This window comes from Bathymodiolus japonicus methanotrophic gill symbiont, assembly GCF_019721995.1.
Lineage (GTDB): Bacteria > Pseudomonadota > Gammaproteobacteria > Methylococcales > Methylomonadaceae > Methyloprofundus.
On the sequence record NZ_BLYC01000034.1, the window covers coordinates 1 to 14,228 of the forward strand.

Annotated in this window: 22 protein-coding genes and 2 pseudogenes; 12 read left to right on the plus strand and 12 right to left on the minus strand. The window is 39.9% G+C overall.

What is annotated here, in order from left to right; all coding sequences use genetic code 11:
- Positions 1-566, plus strand: a 566-nt coding sequence (locus tag K6984_RS23970) for a restriction endonuclease (protein ID WP_476693197.1), incomplete at its 5' end; no start/stop codon positions are given.
- 57 nt (positions 567-623) lie between these two features.
- On the opposite strand, the gene K6984_RS23975 is transcribed toward K6984_RS23970, so the two are convergent.
- Entirely contained in the window at positions 624-1,307 is a 684-nt protein-coding gene (locus K6984_RS23975) for an IS6 family transposase (RefSeq protein WP_221897736.1), read from the minus strand.
- 62 nt (positions 1,308-1,369) lie between these two features.
- On the opposite strand from K6984_RS23975, the gene K6984_RS23980 reads away from it, so the two are divergent.
- Together K6984_RS23980 and K6984_RS23985 are read left to right on the plus strand one after the other, a co-directional pair.
- Positions 1,370-1,855, plus strand: coding sequence for a hypothetical protein (locus K6984_RS23980; RefSeq protein WP_221897737.1), 486 nt, complete (start codon positions 1,370-1,372; stop codon positions 1,853-1,855).
- A gap of 352 nt (positions 1,856-2,207) precedes the next feature.
- A complete protein-coding gene (locus K6984_RS23985) occupies positions 2,208-3,413 on the plus strand; it encodes a virulence-associated E family protein (RefSeq protein ID WP_221897738.1) in 1,206 nt (401 codons plus the stop codon).
- A gap of 968 nt (positions 3,414-4,381) precedes the next feature.
- On the opposite strand, the gene K6984_RS34765 is transcribed toward K6984_RS23985, so the two are convergent.
- Together K6984_RS34765 and K6984_RS34770 are read right to left on the minus strand one after the other, a co-directional pair.
- Entirely contained in the window at positions 4,382-4,513 is a 132-nt protein-coding gene (locus K6984_RS34765; RefSeq protein ID WP_263458861.1) for a hypothetical protein, read from the minus strand.
- Between the two features lie 27 nt (positions 4,514-4,540).
- Positions 4,541-4,669: a hypothetical protein gene (locus K6984_RS34770; protein WP_263458596.1), complete on the minus strand. Its 129-nt coding sequence runs from the start codon at positions 4,667-4,669 to the stop codon at positions 4,541-4,543.
- Positions 4,670-4,705: 36 nt separating this feature from the next.
- Here K6984_RS34770 and K6984_RS31630 point away from each other — a divergent pair.
- The 4 genes and pseudogenes from K6984_RS31630 to K6984_RS24000 form a co-directional block, all read left to right on the plus strand.
- Positions 4,706-4,852: pseudogene (locus tag K6984_RS31630) on the plus strand (ParA family protein); the annotation flags it as partial.
- Between the two features lie 51 nt (positions 4,853-4,903).
- A complete protein-coding gene (locus K6984_RS31635) occupies positions 4,904-5,134 on the plus strand; it encodes a hypothetical protein (protein WP_230988277.1) in 231 nt (76 codons plus the stop codon).
- Positions 5,135-5,198: 64 nt separating this feature from the next.
- Complete coding sequence (locus tag K6984_RS23995) at positions 5,199-5,609, plus strand: dna-binding plasmid partition protein (RefSeq protein WP_221897740.1); 411 nt, start codon at positions 5,199-5,201, stop codon at positions 5,607-5,609.
- A 1-nt stretch (position 5,610) separates the two neighbouring features.
- Positions 5,611-5,892: a hypothetical protein gene (locus K6984_RS24000; RefSeq protein ID WP_221897741.1), complete on the plus strand. Its 282-nt coding sequence runs from the start codon at positions 5,611-5,613 to the stop codon at positions 5,890-5,892.
- A 17-nt stretch (positions 5,893-5,909) separates the two neighbouring features.
- Here K6984_RS24000 and K6984_RS24005 read toward each other — a convergent pair whose 3' ends face one another.
- Positions 5,910-6,074 carry a hypothetical protein gene (locus K6984_RS24005; protein ID WP_221897742.1) on the minus strand — a complete coding sequence of 55 codons (165 nt, stop codon included), beginning with the start codon at positions 6,072-6,074 and terminating at the stop codon, positions 5,910-5,912.
- Positions 6,075-6,086: 12 nt separating this feature from the next.
- Between K6984_RS24005 and K6984_RS24010 the strand changes: the two genes are divergently transcribed.
- The 3 genes from K6984_RS24010 to K6984_RS34780 are packed head-to-tail and all read left to right on the plus strand — an operon-like array spanning position 6,087 to position 6,523.
- Positions 6,087-6,287: a hypothetical protein gene (locus K6984_RS24010; protein ID WP_221897743.1), complete on the plus strand. Its 201-nt coding sequence runs from the start codon at positions 6,087-6,089 to the stop codon at positions 6,285-6,287.
- Positions 6,236-6,364 carry a hypothetical protein gene (locus K6984_RS34775; RefSeq protein WP_263458596.1) on the plus strand — a complete coding sequence of 43 codons (129 nt, stop codon included), beginning with the start codon at positions 6,236-6,238 and terminating at the stop codon, positions 6,362-6,364. Before K6984_RS24010 ends, K6984_RS34775 begins: the two co-directional genes overlap by 52 nt.
- Before the next feature lie 27 nt (positions 6,365-6,391).
- Positions 6,392-6,523: a hypothetical protein gene (locus K6984_RS34780; protein WP_263458862.1), complete on the plus strand. Its 132-nt coding sequence runs from the start codon at positions 6,392-6,394 to the stop codon at positions 6,521-6,523.
- Positions 6,524-6,735: 212 nt separating this feature from the next.
- On the opposite strand, the gene K6984_RS34785 is transcribed toward K6984_RS34780, so the two are convergent.
- The gene (locus tag K6984_RS34785; protein WP_263458863.1) at positions 6,736-6,867 is read right to left on the minus strand and encodes a hypothetical protein; all 132 of its coding nucleotides are present in this window, start codon (positions 6,865-6,867) and stop codon (positions 6,736-6,738) included.
- Between the two features lie 357 nt (positions 6,868-7,224).
- On the opposite strand from K6984_RS34785, the gene K6984_RS24015 reads away from it, so the two are divergent.
- A complete protein-coding gene (locus K6984_RS24015; protein ID WP_230988275.1) occupies positions 7,225-8,073 on the plus strand; it encodes a type II restriction endonuclease in 849 nt (282 codons plus the stop codon).
- A gap of 242 nt (positions 8,074-8,315) precedes the next feature.
- Here K6984_RS24015 and K6984_RS34790 read toward each other — a convergent pair whose 3' ends face one another.
- The 7 genes and pseudogenes from K6984_RS34790 to K6984_RS24045 all read right to left on the minus strand — a co-directional run bounded on the left by K6984_RS34790 (position 8,316) and on the right by K6984_RS24045 (position 12,796).
- Complete coding sequence (locus K6984_RS34790; RefSeq protein ID WP_263458864.1) at positions 8,316-8,441, minus strand: hypothetical protein; 126 nt, start codon at positions 8,439-8,441, stop codon at positions 8,316-8,318.
- A 305-nt stretch (positions 8,442-8,746) separates the two neighbouring features.
- The gene (locus tag K6984_RS36565) at positions 8,747-8,938 is read right to left on the minus strand and encodes a restriction endonuclease (protein ID WP_221897758.1); all 192 of its coding nucleotides are present in this window, start codon (positions 8,936-8,938) and stop codon (positions 8,747-8,749) included.
- A complete protein-coding gene (locus K6984_RS24025) occupies positions 8,935-9,222 on the minus strand; it encodes a hypothetical protein (protein ID WP_221897744.1) in 288 nt (95 codons plus the stop codon). The genes K6984_RS36565 and K6984_RS24025 overlap by 4 nt, the downstream gene beginning before the upstream one ends.
- Positions 9,209-9,655, minus strand: coding sequence for an IS4/Tn5 family transposase DNA-binding protein (locus tag K6984_RS24030; protein WP_420831707.1), 447 nt, complete (start codon positions 9,653-9,655; stop codon positions 9,209-9,211). The genes K6984_RS24025 and K6984_RS24030 overlap by 14 nt, the downstream gene beginning before the upstream one ends.
- 508 nt (positions 9,656-10,163) lie before the next feature.
- A pseudogene (locus K6984_RS24035) lies at positions 10,164-11,364 on the minus strand (IS4 family transposase).
- Between the two features lie 188 nt (positions 11,365-11,552).
- Positions 11,553-12,110 carry a hypothetical protein gene (locus tag K6984_RS24040; RefSeq protein WP_221897746.1) on the minus strand — a complete coding sequence of 186 codons (558 nt, stop codon included), beginning with the start codon at positions 12,108-12,110 and terminating at the stop codon, positions 11,553-11,555.
- 17 nt (positions 12,111-12,127) lie between these two features.
- Positions 12,128-12,796: a hypothetical protein gene (locus K6984_RS24045; RefSeq protein WP_221897760.1), complete on the minus strand. Its 669-nt coding sequence runs from the start codon at positions 12,794-12,796 to the stop codon at positions 12,128-12,130.
- Here K6984_RS24045 and K6984_RS24050 point away from each other — a divergent pair.
- Complete coding sequence (locus K6984_RS24050) at positions 12,681-14,024, plus strand: IS4 family transposase (RefSeq protein ID WP_420831625.1); 1,344 nt, start codon at positions 12,681-12,683, stop codon at positions 14,022-14,024. The genes K6984_RS24045 and K6984_RS24050 overlap by 116 nt on opposite strands.
- The last annotated feature ends 204 nt before the right edge of the window (positions 14,025-14,228 follow it).

Below are 14,228 nucleotides of genomic sequence, written 5' to 3' on the forward strand. Positions count from 1 at the left end.
CCATTTTGCAAGAAATAAAGGCAAATACCTTTTATAATTTTCAGGTGAACCCTGAAAGTTTCATCAAAGAAATATCTAAAATCATCAACGATGAAAAAGCAGCCACCTTAATCAATAATATTGTCTACTCTAAAACCGACAACACTTACGAAGATAAAATATTTACAGTTAATAAGTTTAAAGGCTCTTTAAACAGTAATATTTTAGAGGTTAAAAAGCATATTTATGATTACTTAAAAACAGATTCTAAAATAGAACAAGAGTTTGCAAAAGAGCTAGAGAGCGGTGAGGTTTTAGTTTATGCCAAACTTCCCAATGACTTTAAAATCTCTACCCCTGTTGGTAACTATAACCCTGATTGGGCAATTGTTTTTGATACCGATAAATTCAAATATGTTTATTTTATTGCAGAAACAAAAGGTAGCATGGAGAGTATGCAATTAAGGGCAATTGAAGAGAAAAGAATTGATTACGCTAAAAAGCATTTTGAAGCTTTGGGTCATGCAGATATAAAATATGATGTTATTAAAACCTACACTGATCTAAGAGATAAGGTGATGCTGTAAGTTGGTTCTGTCGCAATAATTATCAAAAAGCGTAGTCCTCCTGGTCTTCAGGCATAACTATCCTGCTAAAGCCATAAACTGCTTATAAGCAGGAATATTTTCCTCAGACAATTGCCCCTTTCGGATCATATGTGCCGTTTCAATTCCATCAATTGTTGCTTGGGAGGAGTGAAACGCTTTAAAGCCCATCATCGGTTCTGTTATTTTTTTGATAAAGCGGTGATCCTGTTCGATGATGTTATTCAAATATTTAACCTGTAATATGTCGATCATAGTGGCAAACCCAGCGAGGATTAACAAGAGGTTAATATTGGCTAATCCTGCATAGTTAGCGCCACTTTTATCCATAACGACCTTATCAGGAAAGCCATTATTGTTAATCGTTTGTTTGAAAAATGCGGTTGCAGCCTCTTCATCACGGCGCTCAGAAAGCATGAAATCAAGCGTATCCCCGCGACTATCAACAGCTCGGTATAAATAGGTCCACTGACCCTTAACTTTGATATACGTTTCATCCATGCGCCACGATTTATTGGTTTCTCGTTTCTGAGATTTAGCGTTTACAGCAATGGCAGGAGAATAACGGATAACCCAACGATTGAGCGTAGCATGATCCACTTCAACACCTCTTTCTTCCATAATTTCTTCAAGGTCGCGATACGAAACGCCATACCTGACATAAAAGAAAACAGCATAAAGAATGACATCTTTTGGAAAGTGAGTGCCTTTGAAGCTGAGCATGTGATCCACCTTTTATTGAATTTGATAATTATGATAGCAGATAACGTCGGGAAGGGGGATTTATGCGACAGAACCCTATTTCCGCTATTGAGTACGGTAATTTAAAAAAGTCATCGAAAGTTACAGAATCCGATCACAACGCAATAGAGAGGTTTGAATGTAGAGAGCAACTAGCACTCGGAGAAGAGGTTTCAGAGAAGGATATTCAATTGTGGGATGGTGGAACGCTAGGACCTGTCCTCAAGAGATTTGAGATAGTAAACGAGAGTCTAGGCAATACGCAATCACTAGATGAATTTGAGAACGCAACGAGGATAGCCCCTAAAGACCGGACTTATGCCACTAGCCAAATGATAATATTTTATTCAGTTATGAGTTTATTACAGGGCAAGGGGATACAGCCCCCGTATTCATTGAAAAAGGGGACAGATAAACTGTTTATACAACACAACCTATTTATCTGTCCCCTTCCCCCGCAAACACGGGGTATCACTACCCAGAGGAGCCAACACATGAGAAGCCAACAACACAACCCGAGGTTGGCTTGACTGAAGAGCAGCTTTCGAGTTATGCCTTTAACTCGATGTTCAAGTTTTCAGCTATAACTGGGCTAAGAAAAGTAAATTTTTCCGGCTTTGTTTTATAAGTGATTGATTTACAATGATGTTGATGCTTTCTTTGTCAGTAAAATTATCAATAAAATCAATCAGTTAAAAAACTTGAACATCGAGTTTAAGAAGATTTTGGCAGGAGGTGAACTACAGCCTGCGTAGTAAACTCTAAAAATGGAATAGGTAGATGTTAAACCACCTATCTATTCCATCCTAATAAATGTGGAGGTATGAAAAGCGACAGAACTTAGATTAATAAATAAATTAACACTGCAAAGGATATAGAGAAATGGACAAAAAAACACCCCTGCTGCACCCCGGAGAACGTGGAGAACTTGAAGGGTTGATGAAACGCTTTGGCGTGGATGCCCGTTATGATGAAATGTTGAACGCACCTGCAATTAAAGGCGTTCCCGGCGTAGAAGGAAATGAATTGAAAGACTTGGTAGCGTACACCAAAGTTATTTGCAGGAACTACAAGCTTAGCAGGACGATTGTTGATGAACAGTTAGGATCTATCATTGAAAGCAATGTTATTAATCCCGTTAGAGATTGGCTTACAGGCATTACACGCACCAAGACAAATAACCCAGTCCATGAACTTGTAGATAACTTGCCAGTGGAAGATAAGGAATGGGTTAAGGTCGCCATGTATAGATGGCTAATACAATGCTGTGCAGCCGCTGATATGGCAAAGCATGAAGGTAAGCATCCAGATGCTATCCCCAAATATGAATGTGTGCTGGTGCTAGGTGGAGATCAAGGACTCCATAAAACTTCATTTATTAAATACCTGCTCCCTGCGGAACTTCATAAATACATAAAAGACTCTGTTCGACTAGATACAAAAGACCGAGATTCTATGCTTAATATTCTTAGTTGTTGGATACCTGAACTTGCAGACCTAGGCCCTGCGTTGAAGAAGAAAGGGATGCCCGAGTTAAAAGGGTTTTTGGCAAAAGAGGTGGATGAAATAAGATTAACGTACGCTAGGAAACCTACAGTCATACGTAGGCATGTATCGTGTATGACTTCTGTTGAGGGAGAATATCCACCCAAAGGTGCTAGGTGGGATAGAAGGCTTCTACCCGTTATTGCTAAAGGTCGGTTAGATTATCCACGCGTTTCTAATTTTGATTATACAGACTTGTGGGCGTTTATATGGCATGCCTATACACATGGTGGGCAATGGTGGCTTACGCCCGAAGAAGAGGCTCTACGTGCGGAAATCTTAGGCTATCCTGACAATAGGTCATTGAAAGATATAGTTTTGGAGGTGTTTGAGTTTACTGCTGACAAAACTGGTGAGGTACTTAGCAATAGAACAATAAAAATGACTAGCTCCGAGATAATAAATGAGTTACCTAAGAATATAATAAATAACAGATCGAACCAGATGGCTGTAAAAAAAGTGTTAAAGGGTCTTAATGTGAAGCACAATAGGAGGACTTATTTTATGCCGCCTTTAAGTAAAGCTGACAGCTCAACCCATTAGAGTCAGATTCCCTTGTATTTTCTTATATAAGGGAATCTTCATATATCGAGTATACGCTAAAAAAAGTTACTTTCCCCTAGGGCTGAGAGTCTGCTAAATGAAAGGTCTACTCAAATTGCTCTGATGAACAAGCGATTGGTTATATTATACGGTTTAAGGGATTGCAGTAATTAAACCAAAAGGGAAACTATGGTTTTCCCAACCATGATAATTTATCCTAATTGAGCAAGAAATTGATTTCATTCACGTTTAATAATTAGTTGAAATGAAGTCATACGCGTGTTATCCCCAAAGAGGAGTAACTATAAAACCCTAAATTGTAAATGTAATGATTTCGTATAAATATCCATAGGTTGTACATGACAGTAACCCTAGTCTTTGATTATAAAAGGATTATAGATATAGTACAATCTATATTATATTGTACACTAAATAGCGTTTTATTATGAAGTTTAAAAAGTTACTTCCTCCCTAGGGTAAAGAGTCCCCAGAATACTGTTGCTTGTTGCAATAAGCCAACCCTTTATTTTGGAATGGTTTACCGTTTAATCTTTGTTTTCTGTAACAGCTATAACAAACCACATACCACACACCCAAATTAGTCAATCGCTTATTGGGGGGCATGTAAGCCCCTTAAAGACCCACAAAAACCTTTAACGGGTATGTATGATAGGGGGTAGCTGTTAAAGCGCCTTAAAAGCGATATAAAACGCCTTAGCGAAGAGCTGGCGCGCCATGTGTACTGTGAGTTATCCTTTTTAGAGTACTCGGATTCAATTGTAAAAACATCAGGCGCGCCCAAGATAGAAGATTACAGATACGATAAAAAAGTTACTTACCCCCTGGGCGAAGAAAAAAAACAGGTTCATAACCAGTTTTACACAAATACGTATCTTTTGCGACAGAACCAGAAAAGGCCATCTAGCACCTTGTAGACTATGTATTTATCTAGGGTAAAGCTGGCAATCCTAGTTCCTCCGCTGAAAATCAGGGAAACGTAGCCTAAGCGAAGTGAAGATTTTTAGTCCGCGATAGCCGTAGGGCCGTTGTTTTGTCGGAGTCTGAGCGTTAGCGAAGGTGGAGACAAAATAAAAGGCCATCCGACACGGCGTCAAGTCATTTGGAGCCTATGTTCCGACCCCTTGTTGGGTCGGGACGAGGTGACGAGGACGAATCGGGGCCGCCGGAGGCATAAGTGGTCGCGTTAAGTTTTTGCTGCTTGCTTGGGCTGGGATGCCCAAAACAAGCTTTCGCAAAAATAGCGACTCCCCGAATTAAACCAAAAAGGCGGGGTGGGAAAATCAAGCCTTGCTCGTGCGTTGGCGGTTGAGTTTGCGCGTAATAAATGGGCGGTACATGTCGCAGACCTTGACGGAAAACAACAAACATCTTTCTTGTGGGGGGAGCGGCGCAAAGAGAGCCAGGCGCGCCATGCTACCTCACGAAATTCCGTGACTCCTGTCGCCATAATTCGTTCACCTACGCAGCGGATGGGAGATGCCCTGAACGCCCTGCGTCCGCAACGACTACGCACAAAAGCCGCTTCGTCATTACTACCTCACTGGCTGGACGGCTATTCGGAATGCAATTCTTGCTCCTCTCGCGTGCTGCTAGCACACGTCGAATCAGCAAATTGCCCTGTCGCCTATCAGGGACTAAAAATCACCACTTCGCTAAGCTACGTTTCCATGATTTTCAGCGGGGGTAGATCCTTCTATTGATGTTTCTTTGTATTCAGAGCCTAAAACCGCACTAAAAGCCGCGAATAATGCGGATATTCTTATAGTGGACGGCAAAGCCTTTGCTGATACTCACGCCTTGCCGATAGCCCAAAAAAGTGACCTGATTATAATACCCGTGGGAATTTCAGTGGATGATTTAGAGCCGTCTTTAAAACTGGCCGTTGAATTTGTTAATAAGGGTATAGATAGAGCCTCTATTGTGTTTGTCGTGTGTAGAGTTCCTGACAAGGGCGATAAAGAGGCCATGAATACCCGCGCCAGTATCGAGGCTTGGAATTTTTCCGTGGTGCGTGGCTGGATTCCCATGAAATCGGCATATTCTCAAGCTATGGATAAGGGCTTATCCTTTACGGAAACGCCTTTTAAGAGCTTGAGCGACAAAACAAATAAAATCATAGAACAATTATTTAACAAAGCAATAGAGCAACAAACAGCGAAGCAGGGGAGCGCATAACATGGCAAATCTAAAACCACCAGTAAGCAAAAAAACAGACACAAAAGGCAAAACATGGCTTGACCCTTACACGATTGAGTTAGAGGAGACCCTACTAGCAAAAGCCAAGCCAGCAGCAGCGACAGAACAAACGCCGCCTAGCTCGCTTGTTCTCATGCAAATAAGAGTACCAGAGAGCGCAAGAAATGAGTTTAAGGCGTATGCCTCAATGCGTAGCAAGTCAATGAATGTCTTGTTTTTGGAGATGTTCGAGGAATTTAAAACCCGAAATAGTGGCGCATGACCCGAAGTCATAAAGGTTCAAATTAATAGAAAATAAGAACCAACCAAAACGCATAATACATTTCTCCAGGCGCGCCATGCTACCTCACGAAATTCCGGGACTCCTGTCGCCGTAATTCGTTCACCTACGCAGCGAATAGGAGATGCTCCAGCCGCCCTGCGTCCGCCACAGACTGAGCACAAAGCAGCTCAGTCATGGCTACCACAAATGGCTCTACGGCTATTCGGGATAAAATTTTAGCCTCCCTCGCGCGCTATCGCGCACTTCGGATTGGCAAATTTCCCTGCGCCTTCTGGAGACTATCAGCCCGTCCGGGGCTGACAGCGGAGGGGAGTCGCTATTTTTGCGAAAGCTTGTTTTGGGCATCCCAGCCCAAGCAAGCAGCAAAAACTTAACGCGACCACTTATGCCTCCGGCGGCCCCGATTCGTCCTCGTCACCTCGTCCCGACCCAACAAGGGGTCGGAACATAGGCTCCAAATGACTTGACGCCGTGTCGGATGGCCTTTTATTTTGTCTCCACCTTCGCTAACGCTCAGACTCCGACAAAACAACGGCCCTACGGCTATCGCGGACTAAAAATCATCACTTCGCTTAGGCTACGTTTCCCTGATTTTCAGCGAATGAAATAATCATTTTTATTGCTTCTCCCACATATAATAAAAACATTGAAAATAATATAACCCATACTTAAATAAATTACAATACTTTTAATAAATACATTAAAAACAATACATTTATTAATACACGCAAAAACACTATAAATATATTTTATATTAAAACAAATACAACCAATACTTATTATACTAGATAGATGGTTGCTAAGTGGGCGAAAATGTCATTTTCAAAAAGGTATGTCCAGCTCTTCCGGTACTAGACAAAATACGCCACTTTCTGCGCCGTTGCGCTCAATGAAACTTTCATCTTTTGCGATTTCTTCGGCGGTTATATTGAAAATTTCTCTTGTGGCGTTCACTACGCCCGTAAAACCTCCAACCTTATTAGCGGGTTGGCCTTTGGTGGCTGAAGTTTCCCAATAATTATTTATGGTAAAATTGAAACTATGCTACAACTATATGAAAAAAACAGTCTTTTCATTCGTTTCAAATGCTATTGCCTAAGGGAAATTAAGTAGGGGTTTGCTATAAACATGGCAAAACCACCTAAAATAAACCTCGATACACCAGCATTGTGTATTTCAGCTACTCAATAATTGGGAAACTTCAGTTAAGTTAAGAAGAGAGGGTTTACTGCCTTTGTTATAATTACTTATCCAGAACTCAGGTTACAATAGCGTAAGAAACCATAAAAGTATTGAGCAGGCACTATAAAAATGATAAAGAAAAATGAACGGACAATATTGTTTCTCGACTTGCATATTGATCTCAAAACGGCTTCACATAAAATTAAAGGGTTGCGTAATAATTTTACCCTAACTGAATTATTTAAAAAAATTGAAGCTATCCGAGAAGCAAATAACGTCAATATGATTAGTCGTTCAGAAGATAACAAAAAAGAAGTTTATTTGGCGGATATTAAATATGATTCTGAAAATTGTTGTTGGAAATTACTGGTCAATATTACTGATACGACATTAGCCGATGAAGTTCACAGGGAGCTTGGTAGTAATGACGATACTCGAAAAGTTAATGCTAAAAAGAATGGTGTAGGTACTGATTTTTCATCACACATAATCATAAAACCTGATCCCGAAGCAAATGGAAGTTGGCTCGCATTATATGAACAGTCGCTTGCTTTACCAGTAAGACTAGTTTCCAGTTATCTAAATGAGTTATTAAAAATAATAGCAAGAGAAAATAAAGACGATTTTGAGACTGACCACCCTAAAAATACTGTAGATACAAAAGGGGGAGTAAAAAAAATTAATACCTACTGTCATTGTCATTTTAACGGCCATATCTCTAAGCAATTTGAAGATGATCTTAATGGTGGCTTTTTGAAGTCACTGACCCTTATTACTGAAAGAATTGAGCAAAAGCACTTGTTGACCTTGCAGGAAGGTGTTTCTGAAAATCAGTTCAAGGAAATGATAAATGCAGGAGTCCAGCTTGTCGTTCCTGAGCCTGTAGTATCTGCCTATCCAAAATCTATCCAGCCACATCTTCAAACCTTGGAAAGCTTTATCGGCGATGTCCGAATTTTGAATATTGGCAGAAGCTAAAAAGGCGGCTGAGTAGGGCAGGGCAGAATTACCACGGATTATCCCAGCCTAAAACACGCCCATCCTCTAAATCCCCTTGATGCCTCTCTAATGTTTCTTGCACGTTGGGCTGTATGCGGTGAACAAGATCACTTAATCGGGCTTTGTCTTCCTCTGTCTCCGCACCTTTAAGGCTATTGATTTCTTTTTGAACCCTTGCCCCTGCTTGAAAAATTTCTGTGATTGCATCATCGCTAACGCTGTCAGCCCCGACGGGCTGATAGTCTCCAGAAGGCGCAGGGAAATTTGCCAATCCGAAGTGCGCGATAGCGCGCGAGGGAGGCTAAAATTTTATCCCGAATAGCCGTAGAGCCATTTGTGGTAGCCATGACTGAGCTGCTTTGTGCTCAGTCTGTGGCGGACGCAGGGCGGCTGGAGCATCTCCTATTCGCTGCGTAGGTGAACGAATTACGGCGACAGGAGTCCCGGAATTTCGTGAGGTAGCATGGCGCGCCTGACTTTTTTATATCATTTGCTAATTAACGCTTTTTTCTTTTGATCGTAAAAAAAAGGTTACTAAAAATCAGTCTTTGAGAAGTCGAGACCATTAAAAAAAATGGCATCTTTTCGCCATTTTCCCGCTAGGGTAGGGGCAGGGAAGCCCCTATTTTAATTGTCTAAAAACAGGGATGTTTTATTCTTTTCTTGTTCGCTGGTTTTTTGGACAAAGCAGATTTAAAAGCCTATCACCGCTTACCATTTTCATTTTTGCATTTTTTGCAATCTGCGCTGCTTGCTTTCCAGTTTTACCAGTATGAACAAATAGGGCGCGTTTGTCTCTGCGGTGGCATATAAGGGCAAATTCTCGAACGTGGGCGGCGTTTATGTGGCCTTTGTACCTTTAGGCGGGTTGATTTCTTTTGCCTGAACCAAAGTTACTTCAATACCTTCTTTCCCTTTTACGGGGAAAGTGCAGCGTAACACTTTAATTTCTTGCTGAACTTGTCGCGATTTTTCGCCTTTTTTTCGTGGCTTAATAAAACTAACGCGACTCATAACCTCTTGCTTATCGACGCTATCCCACAGTGTTTCATCCGCTGATAATTTACGGTTATGCCTGGCTCTTACTAGCCAGTCAGCAGGCGTATTTAACGCCTTACTTCTCTGCATAGCTTTTTCCTCTTGTCCACATCCACGCATCACTAACCCCTAAAGGGAGCCGGTCTGGTGTAATGCAGAGTGTCGGATGCAAGTACATGCCTCTTTGGGCATCGTAAGATAAGCGACCTAAATCCTCAGTTTCTTGTCCATTAAAATCTAATTCTGTCGTATCTTGTAAGCATAAAATAACGGGCTCTTCACTGACTATAATGCGCTGTTCAACTTGATCTGTATGGGCGACTAACAACTTTTCCCATGTCACATTTTCATTTGCATAAAATCGATAAGTCGCTTGTGTTTCAGTCCAGCCTTGGCAAGCCTGAGGAATGCTTAGTTTAGGCGCTTTTACAAAAGTTTCTATCAATTTAACTGCTTTTTTATTAAGCCGTGAATCACCTAAATCTAAATTACAAAATTCCATTTCTGCCCAAGTCTCAGTCATCGTTACTAAAATAATGAGATTTTACACTCTTATATCAGACTTGTGTGTAAGGAGATGTGTTCACAGGGAGCTTGGTGGTAATGACGATACTCGAAAAGTTAATGCTAAAAAGAATGGTGTAGGTACTGATTTTTCATCACACATAATCATAAAACCTGATCCCGAAGCAAATGTAAGTTGGCTCGCATTATATGAACAATCGCCTGCTTTACCAGTAAGACTAGTTTCCAGTTATCTAAATGAGTTATTAAAAATAATAGCAAAAGAAAATGTAACTACTCAGCGTGTTTTTTAACTTTAAAATCAAATGGATATATTTTAATTTAACCTTACTTTAGTCATTTTCACCTTTAAAAAGGGGTGAAAATTGGACTAAAATTCAGAGAGATACATTAATTATTATTTTAAATCAATCTGTTATGAGTTTAAATTACGCTGAGTAGTTACAAGAAAATAAAGACGATTTTGAGATTGACCACCCTAGAAATCACCTCCTTACACACAAGTCCTAAAATACGCCTTTTAGCTTTCTGGCCATTTGAATACCATATACGCAGTCCTGAATCCTCTGAAAACCGATCCAAATACTTTTCGCACCAGGGTCACCATCTGATTTACGCCCTAAAAAACCACCCAATGTCGCTAAATTTCTTAACACGGCATTCAGTGTAGGCACTTTTTTGGGTATCTTTTTGTCCAATAAACCATAAGATGATTTCCATTCTAAAGGATCAAAGATTAATTCAGCAGGCAAGTCAGGACAGATGCGACCTAAGCGCATAAGATACATCACCCGCCAAGCAATAACCATGGCCATGACTAAGGCTTTTTCAATGCGCTCTTTACTGGATAATTGAAGCTTTTCAACCTTGCAGCCCACTTTCAAAATATCAAAAAACATTTCTATTTCCCAGCGACAGCGATACCAGTCAATCAACTCACAGGCTTGATCTTCACTTTCTACCCTTCGATTGCTTAATAAGCGCCATATGAGCGGTGACTTCCCTTTAGGCGGGTTGATTTCTTTTGCCTGAACCAAAGTTACTTCAATACCTTCTTTCCCTTTTACGGGGAAAGTGCAGCGTAACACTTTAATTTCTTGCTGAACTTGTCGCGATTTTTCGCCTTTTTTTCGTGGCTTAATAAAACTAACGCGACTCATAACCTCTTGCTTATCGACGCTATCCCACAGTGTTTCATCCGCTGATAATTTACGGTTATGCCTGGCTCTTACTAGCCAGTCAGCAGGCGTATTTAACGCCTTACTTCTCTGCATAGCTTTTTCCTCTTGTCCACATCCACGCATCACTAACCCCTAAAGGGAGCCGGTCTGGTGTAATGCAGAGTGTCGGATGCAAGTACATGCCTCTTTGGGCATCGTAAGATAAGCGACCTAAATCCTCAGTTTCTTGTCCATTAAAATCTAATTCTGTCGTATCTTGTAAGCATAAAATAACGGGCTCTTCACTGACTATAATGCGCTGTTCAACTTGATCTGTATGGGCGACTAACAACTTTTCCCATGTCACATTCTCATTTGCATAAAATCGATAAGTCGCTTGTGTTTCAGTCCAGCCTTGGCAAGCCTGAGGAATGCTTAGTTTAGGCGCTTTTACAAAAGTTTCTATCAATTTAACTGCTTTTTTATTAAGCCGTGAATCACCTAAATCTAAATTACAAAATTCCATTTCTGCCCAAGTCTCAGTCATCGTTACTAAAATAATGAGATTTTACACTCTTATATCAGACTTGTGTGTAAGGAGATGGCCTAAGGGGAATTAAGTAGGGGTTTGCTATAAACATGGCAAAACCACCTAAAATAAACCTCGATACACCAGCATTGTGTATTTCAGCTACTCAATAATTGGGAAACTTCAGTTGTGTTTTATAACCGATTTTATATATTTAAATTTAACCGTTCACAGAGGTAATACATTCCAAAAAGCAAAAGAGTAAGCAATTGCCAAAATATTGTTATAAATATACCTGCGAAAACCCATTCAGCGATATGGTATTGAGTTTCTAAAAAGCTGGGAACAGATGCGATTGATCCAACTTTTGCATAAATAATTAGAAATATACTATCTACCGTTAAAAACGAAAATAAGCGTAAAAGAAAGTCTCTACGTGTTAGTGCTTGATCTTCTAACTCTGTATTACCAGCCTTGATGTTAATAGTTGGAGCATCAATCATTTCTTGATCAATAATTGGTCGGTTAAAAGTAGCTATTGCAGCTAGGGCGGTAATTAAAAAACCTGGAAGACTAATTACAAAATCAGTTAAATTTTCAACCAAACCATTTTTACCAACAACATCGCTTATTTCAGCTAAGAACACTAAAATGGCTAAACTGATTACAGTTAGGATAAGTGGTATTATCCAGTTGTAGACCTTTCCCGCGGGGTGTTTTAGGAATAAATATGAGATTGGTCTTGTTAACTGATAAACAATCACTTTATATCTTTTCATATCTAAATATGCTCTAACATCTTAGTGATGATTGGTTTATATATCTGGCCTACAGACGTTGCTGAAAAATCTTTAAAATCTGTGATTTTAATTTTTTTAACGTAATTTTCAGAATTGATTAATTTTCCTGTATTGGTGTCTATTTCGGCAGTATGGTAAATATCACCATCGTCTTTAAATGAAATTTTGATTGATTCCATATTCATGGCCTTTGCATCATTATTTTTGATAAGACCCATATATTTGTAATTACCTCCTGATTTTAATATGTTACCTTTATCTATTTGTATTGATATCTTAAACTCTTTCATACTCTTGTGATTTTGAGCGTCATAACCGACAATGCTATCTAGGTTACTTGAAATGAGGGTCAGTGACTTCAAACTGCCACCATTAAGATCATCTTCAAGTTGCTTAGAGATATGGCCGTTAAAATGACAATGACAGTAGGTATTAATTTTTTTTACTCCCCCTTTTGTATCTACAGTATTTCTAGGGCATCTCCTTACACACAAGTCTGATATAAGAGTGTAAAATCTCATTATTTTAGTAACGATGACTGAGACTTGGGCAGAAATGGAATTTTGTAATTTAGATTTAGGTGATTCACGGCTTAATAAAAGAGCAGTTAAATTGATAGAAACTTTTGTAAAAGCGCCTAAACTAAGCATTCCTCAGGCTTGCCAAGGCTGGGCTGAAACACAAGCGACTTATCGATTTTATGCAAATGAAAATGTGACATGGGAAAAGTTGTTAGTCGCCCATACAGATCAAGTTGAACAGCGCATTATAGTCAGTGAAGAGCCCGTTATTTTATGCTTACAAGATACGACAGAATTAGATTTTAATGGACAAGAAACTGAGGATTTAGGTCGCTTATCTTACGATGCCCAAAGAGGCATGTACTTGCATCCGACACTCTGCATTACACCAGACCGGCTCCCTTTAGGGGTTAGTGATGCGTGGATGTGGGCAAGAGGAAAAAGCAAAGCAGAAGATCAAAATAATCCCACGATAAAAGAAAGTGATCGCTGGATAGAAGGTTATGAACGTGTCGCTGAAATGGCCGAACGTTGCCCTAAAAGTCGGCTCGTTTATGTGGCCGATAGAGAAGGTGATATTTTAAGTCTTATGCAGAGAAGTAAGGCGTTAAATACGCCTGCTGACTGGCTAGTAAGAGCCAGGCATAACCGTAAATTATCAGCGGATGAAACACTGTGGGATAGCGTCGATAAGCAAGAGGTTATGAGTCGCGTTAGTTTTATTAAGCCACGAAAAAAAGGCGAAAAATCGCGACAAGTTCAGCAAGAAATTAAAGTGTTACGCTGCACTTTCCCCGTAAAAGGGAAAGAAGGTATTGAAGTAACTTTGGTTCAGGCAAAAGAAATCAACCCGCCTAAAGGGAAGTCACCGCTCATATGGCGCTTATTAAGCAATCGAAGGGTAGAAAGTGAAGATCAAGCCTGTGAGTTGATTGACTGGTATCGCTGTCGCTGGGAAATAGAAATGTTTTTTGATATTTTGAAAGTGGGCTGCAAGGTTGAAAAGCTTCAATTATCCAGTAAAGAGCGCATTGAAAAAGCCTTAGTCATGGCCATGGTTATTGCTTGGCGGGTGATGTATCTTATGCGCTTAGGTCGCATCTGTCCTGACTTGCCTGCTGAATTAATCTTTGATCCTTTAGAATGGAAATCATCTTATGGTTTATTGGACAAAAAGATACCCAAAAAAGTGCCTACACTGAATGCCGTGTTAAGAAATTTAGCGACATTGGGTGGTTTTTTAGGGCGTAAATCAGATGGTGACCCTGGTGCGAAAAGTATTTGGATCGGTTTTCAGAGGATTCAGGACTGCGTATATGGTATTCAAATGGCCAGAAAGCTAAAAGGCGTATTTTAGGACTTGTGTGTAAGGAGGTGCCCTTAGGCAATAGCATTTGAAACGAATGAAAAGACTGTTTTTTTTCATATAGTTGTAGCATAGTTTCAATTTTACCATAAATAATTATTGGGGAAACTTCAGTTCACTAAGCAACGACGCGTTTTTAGTTGCATATACAAATTATAAACCACCGTTTATAATTTGTATAACTAAATAAAAAGG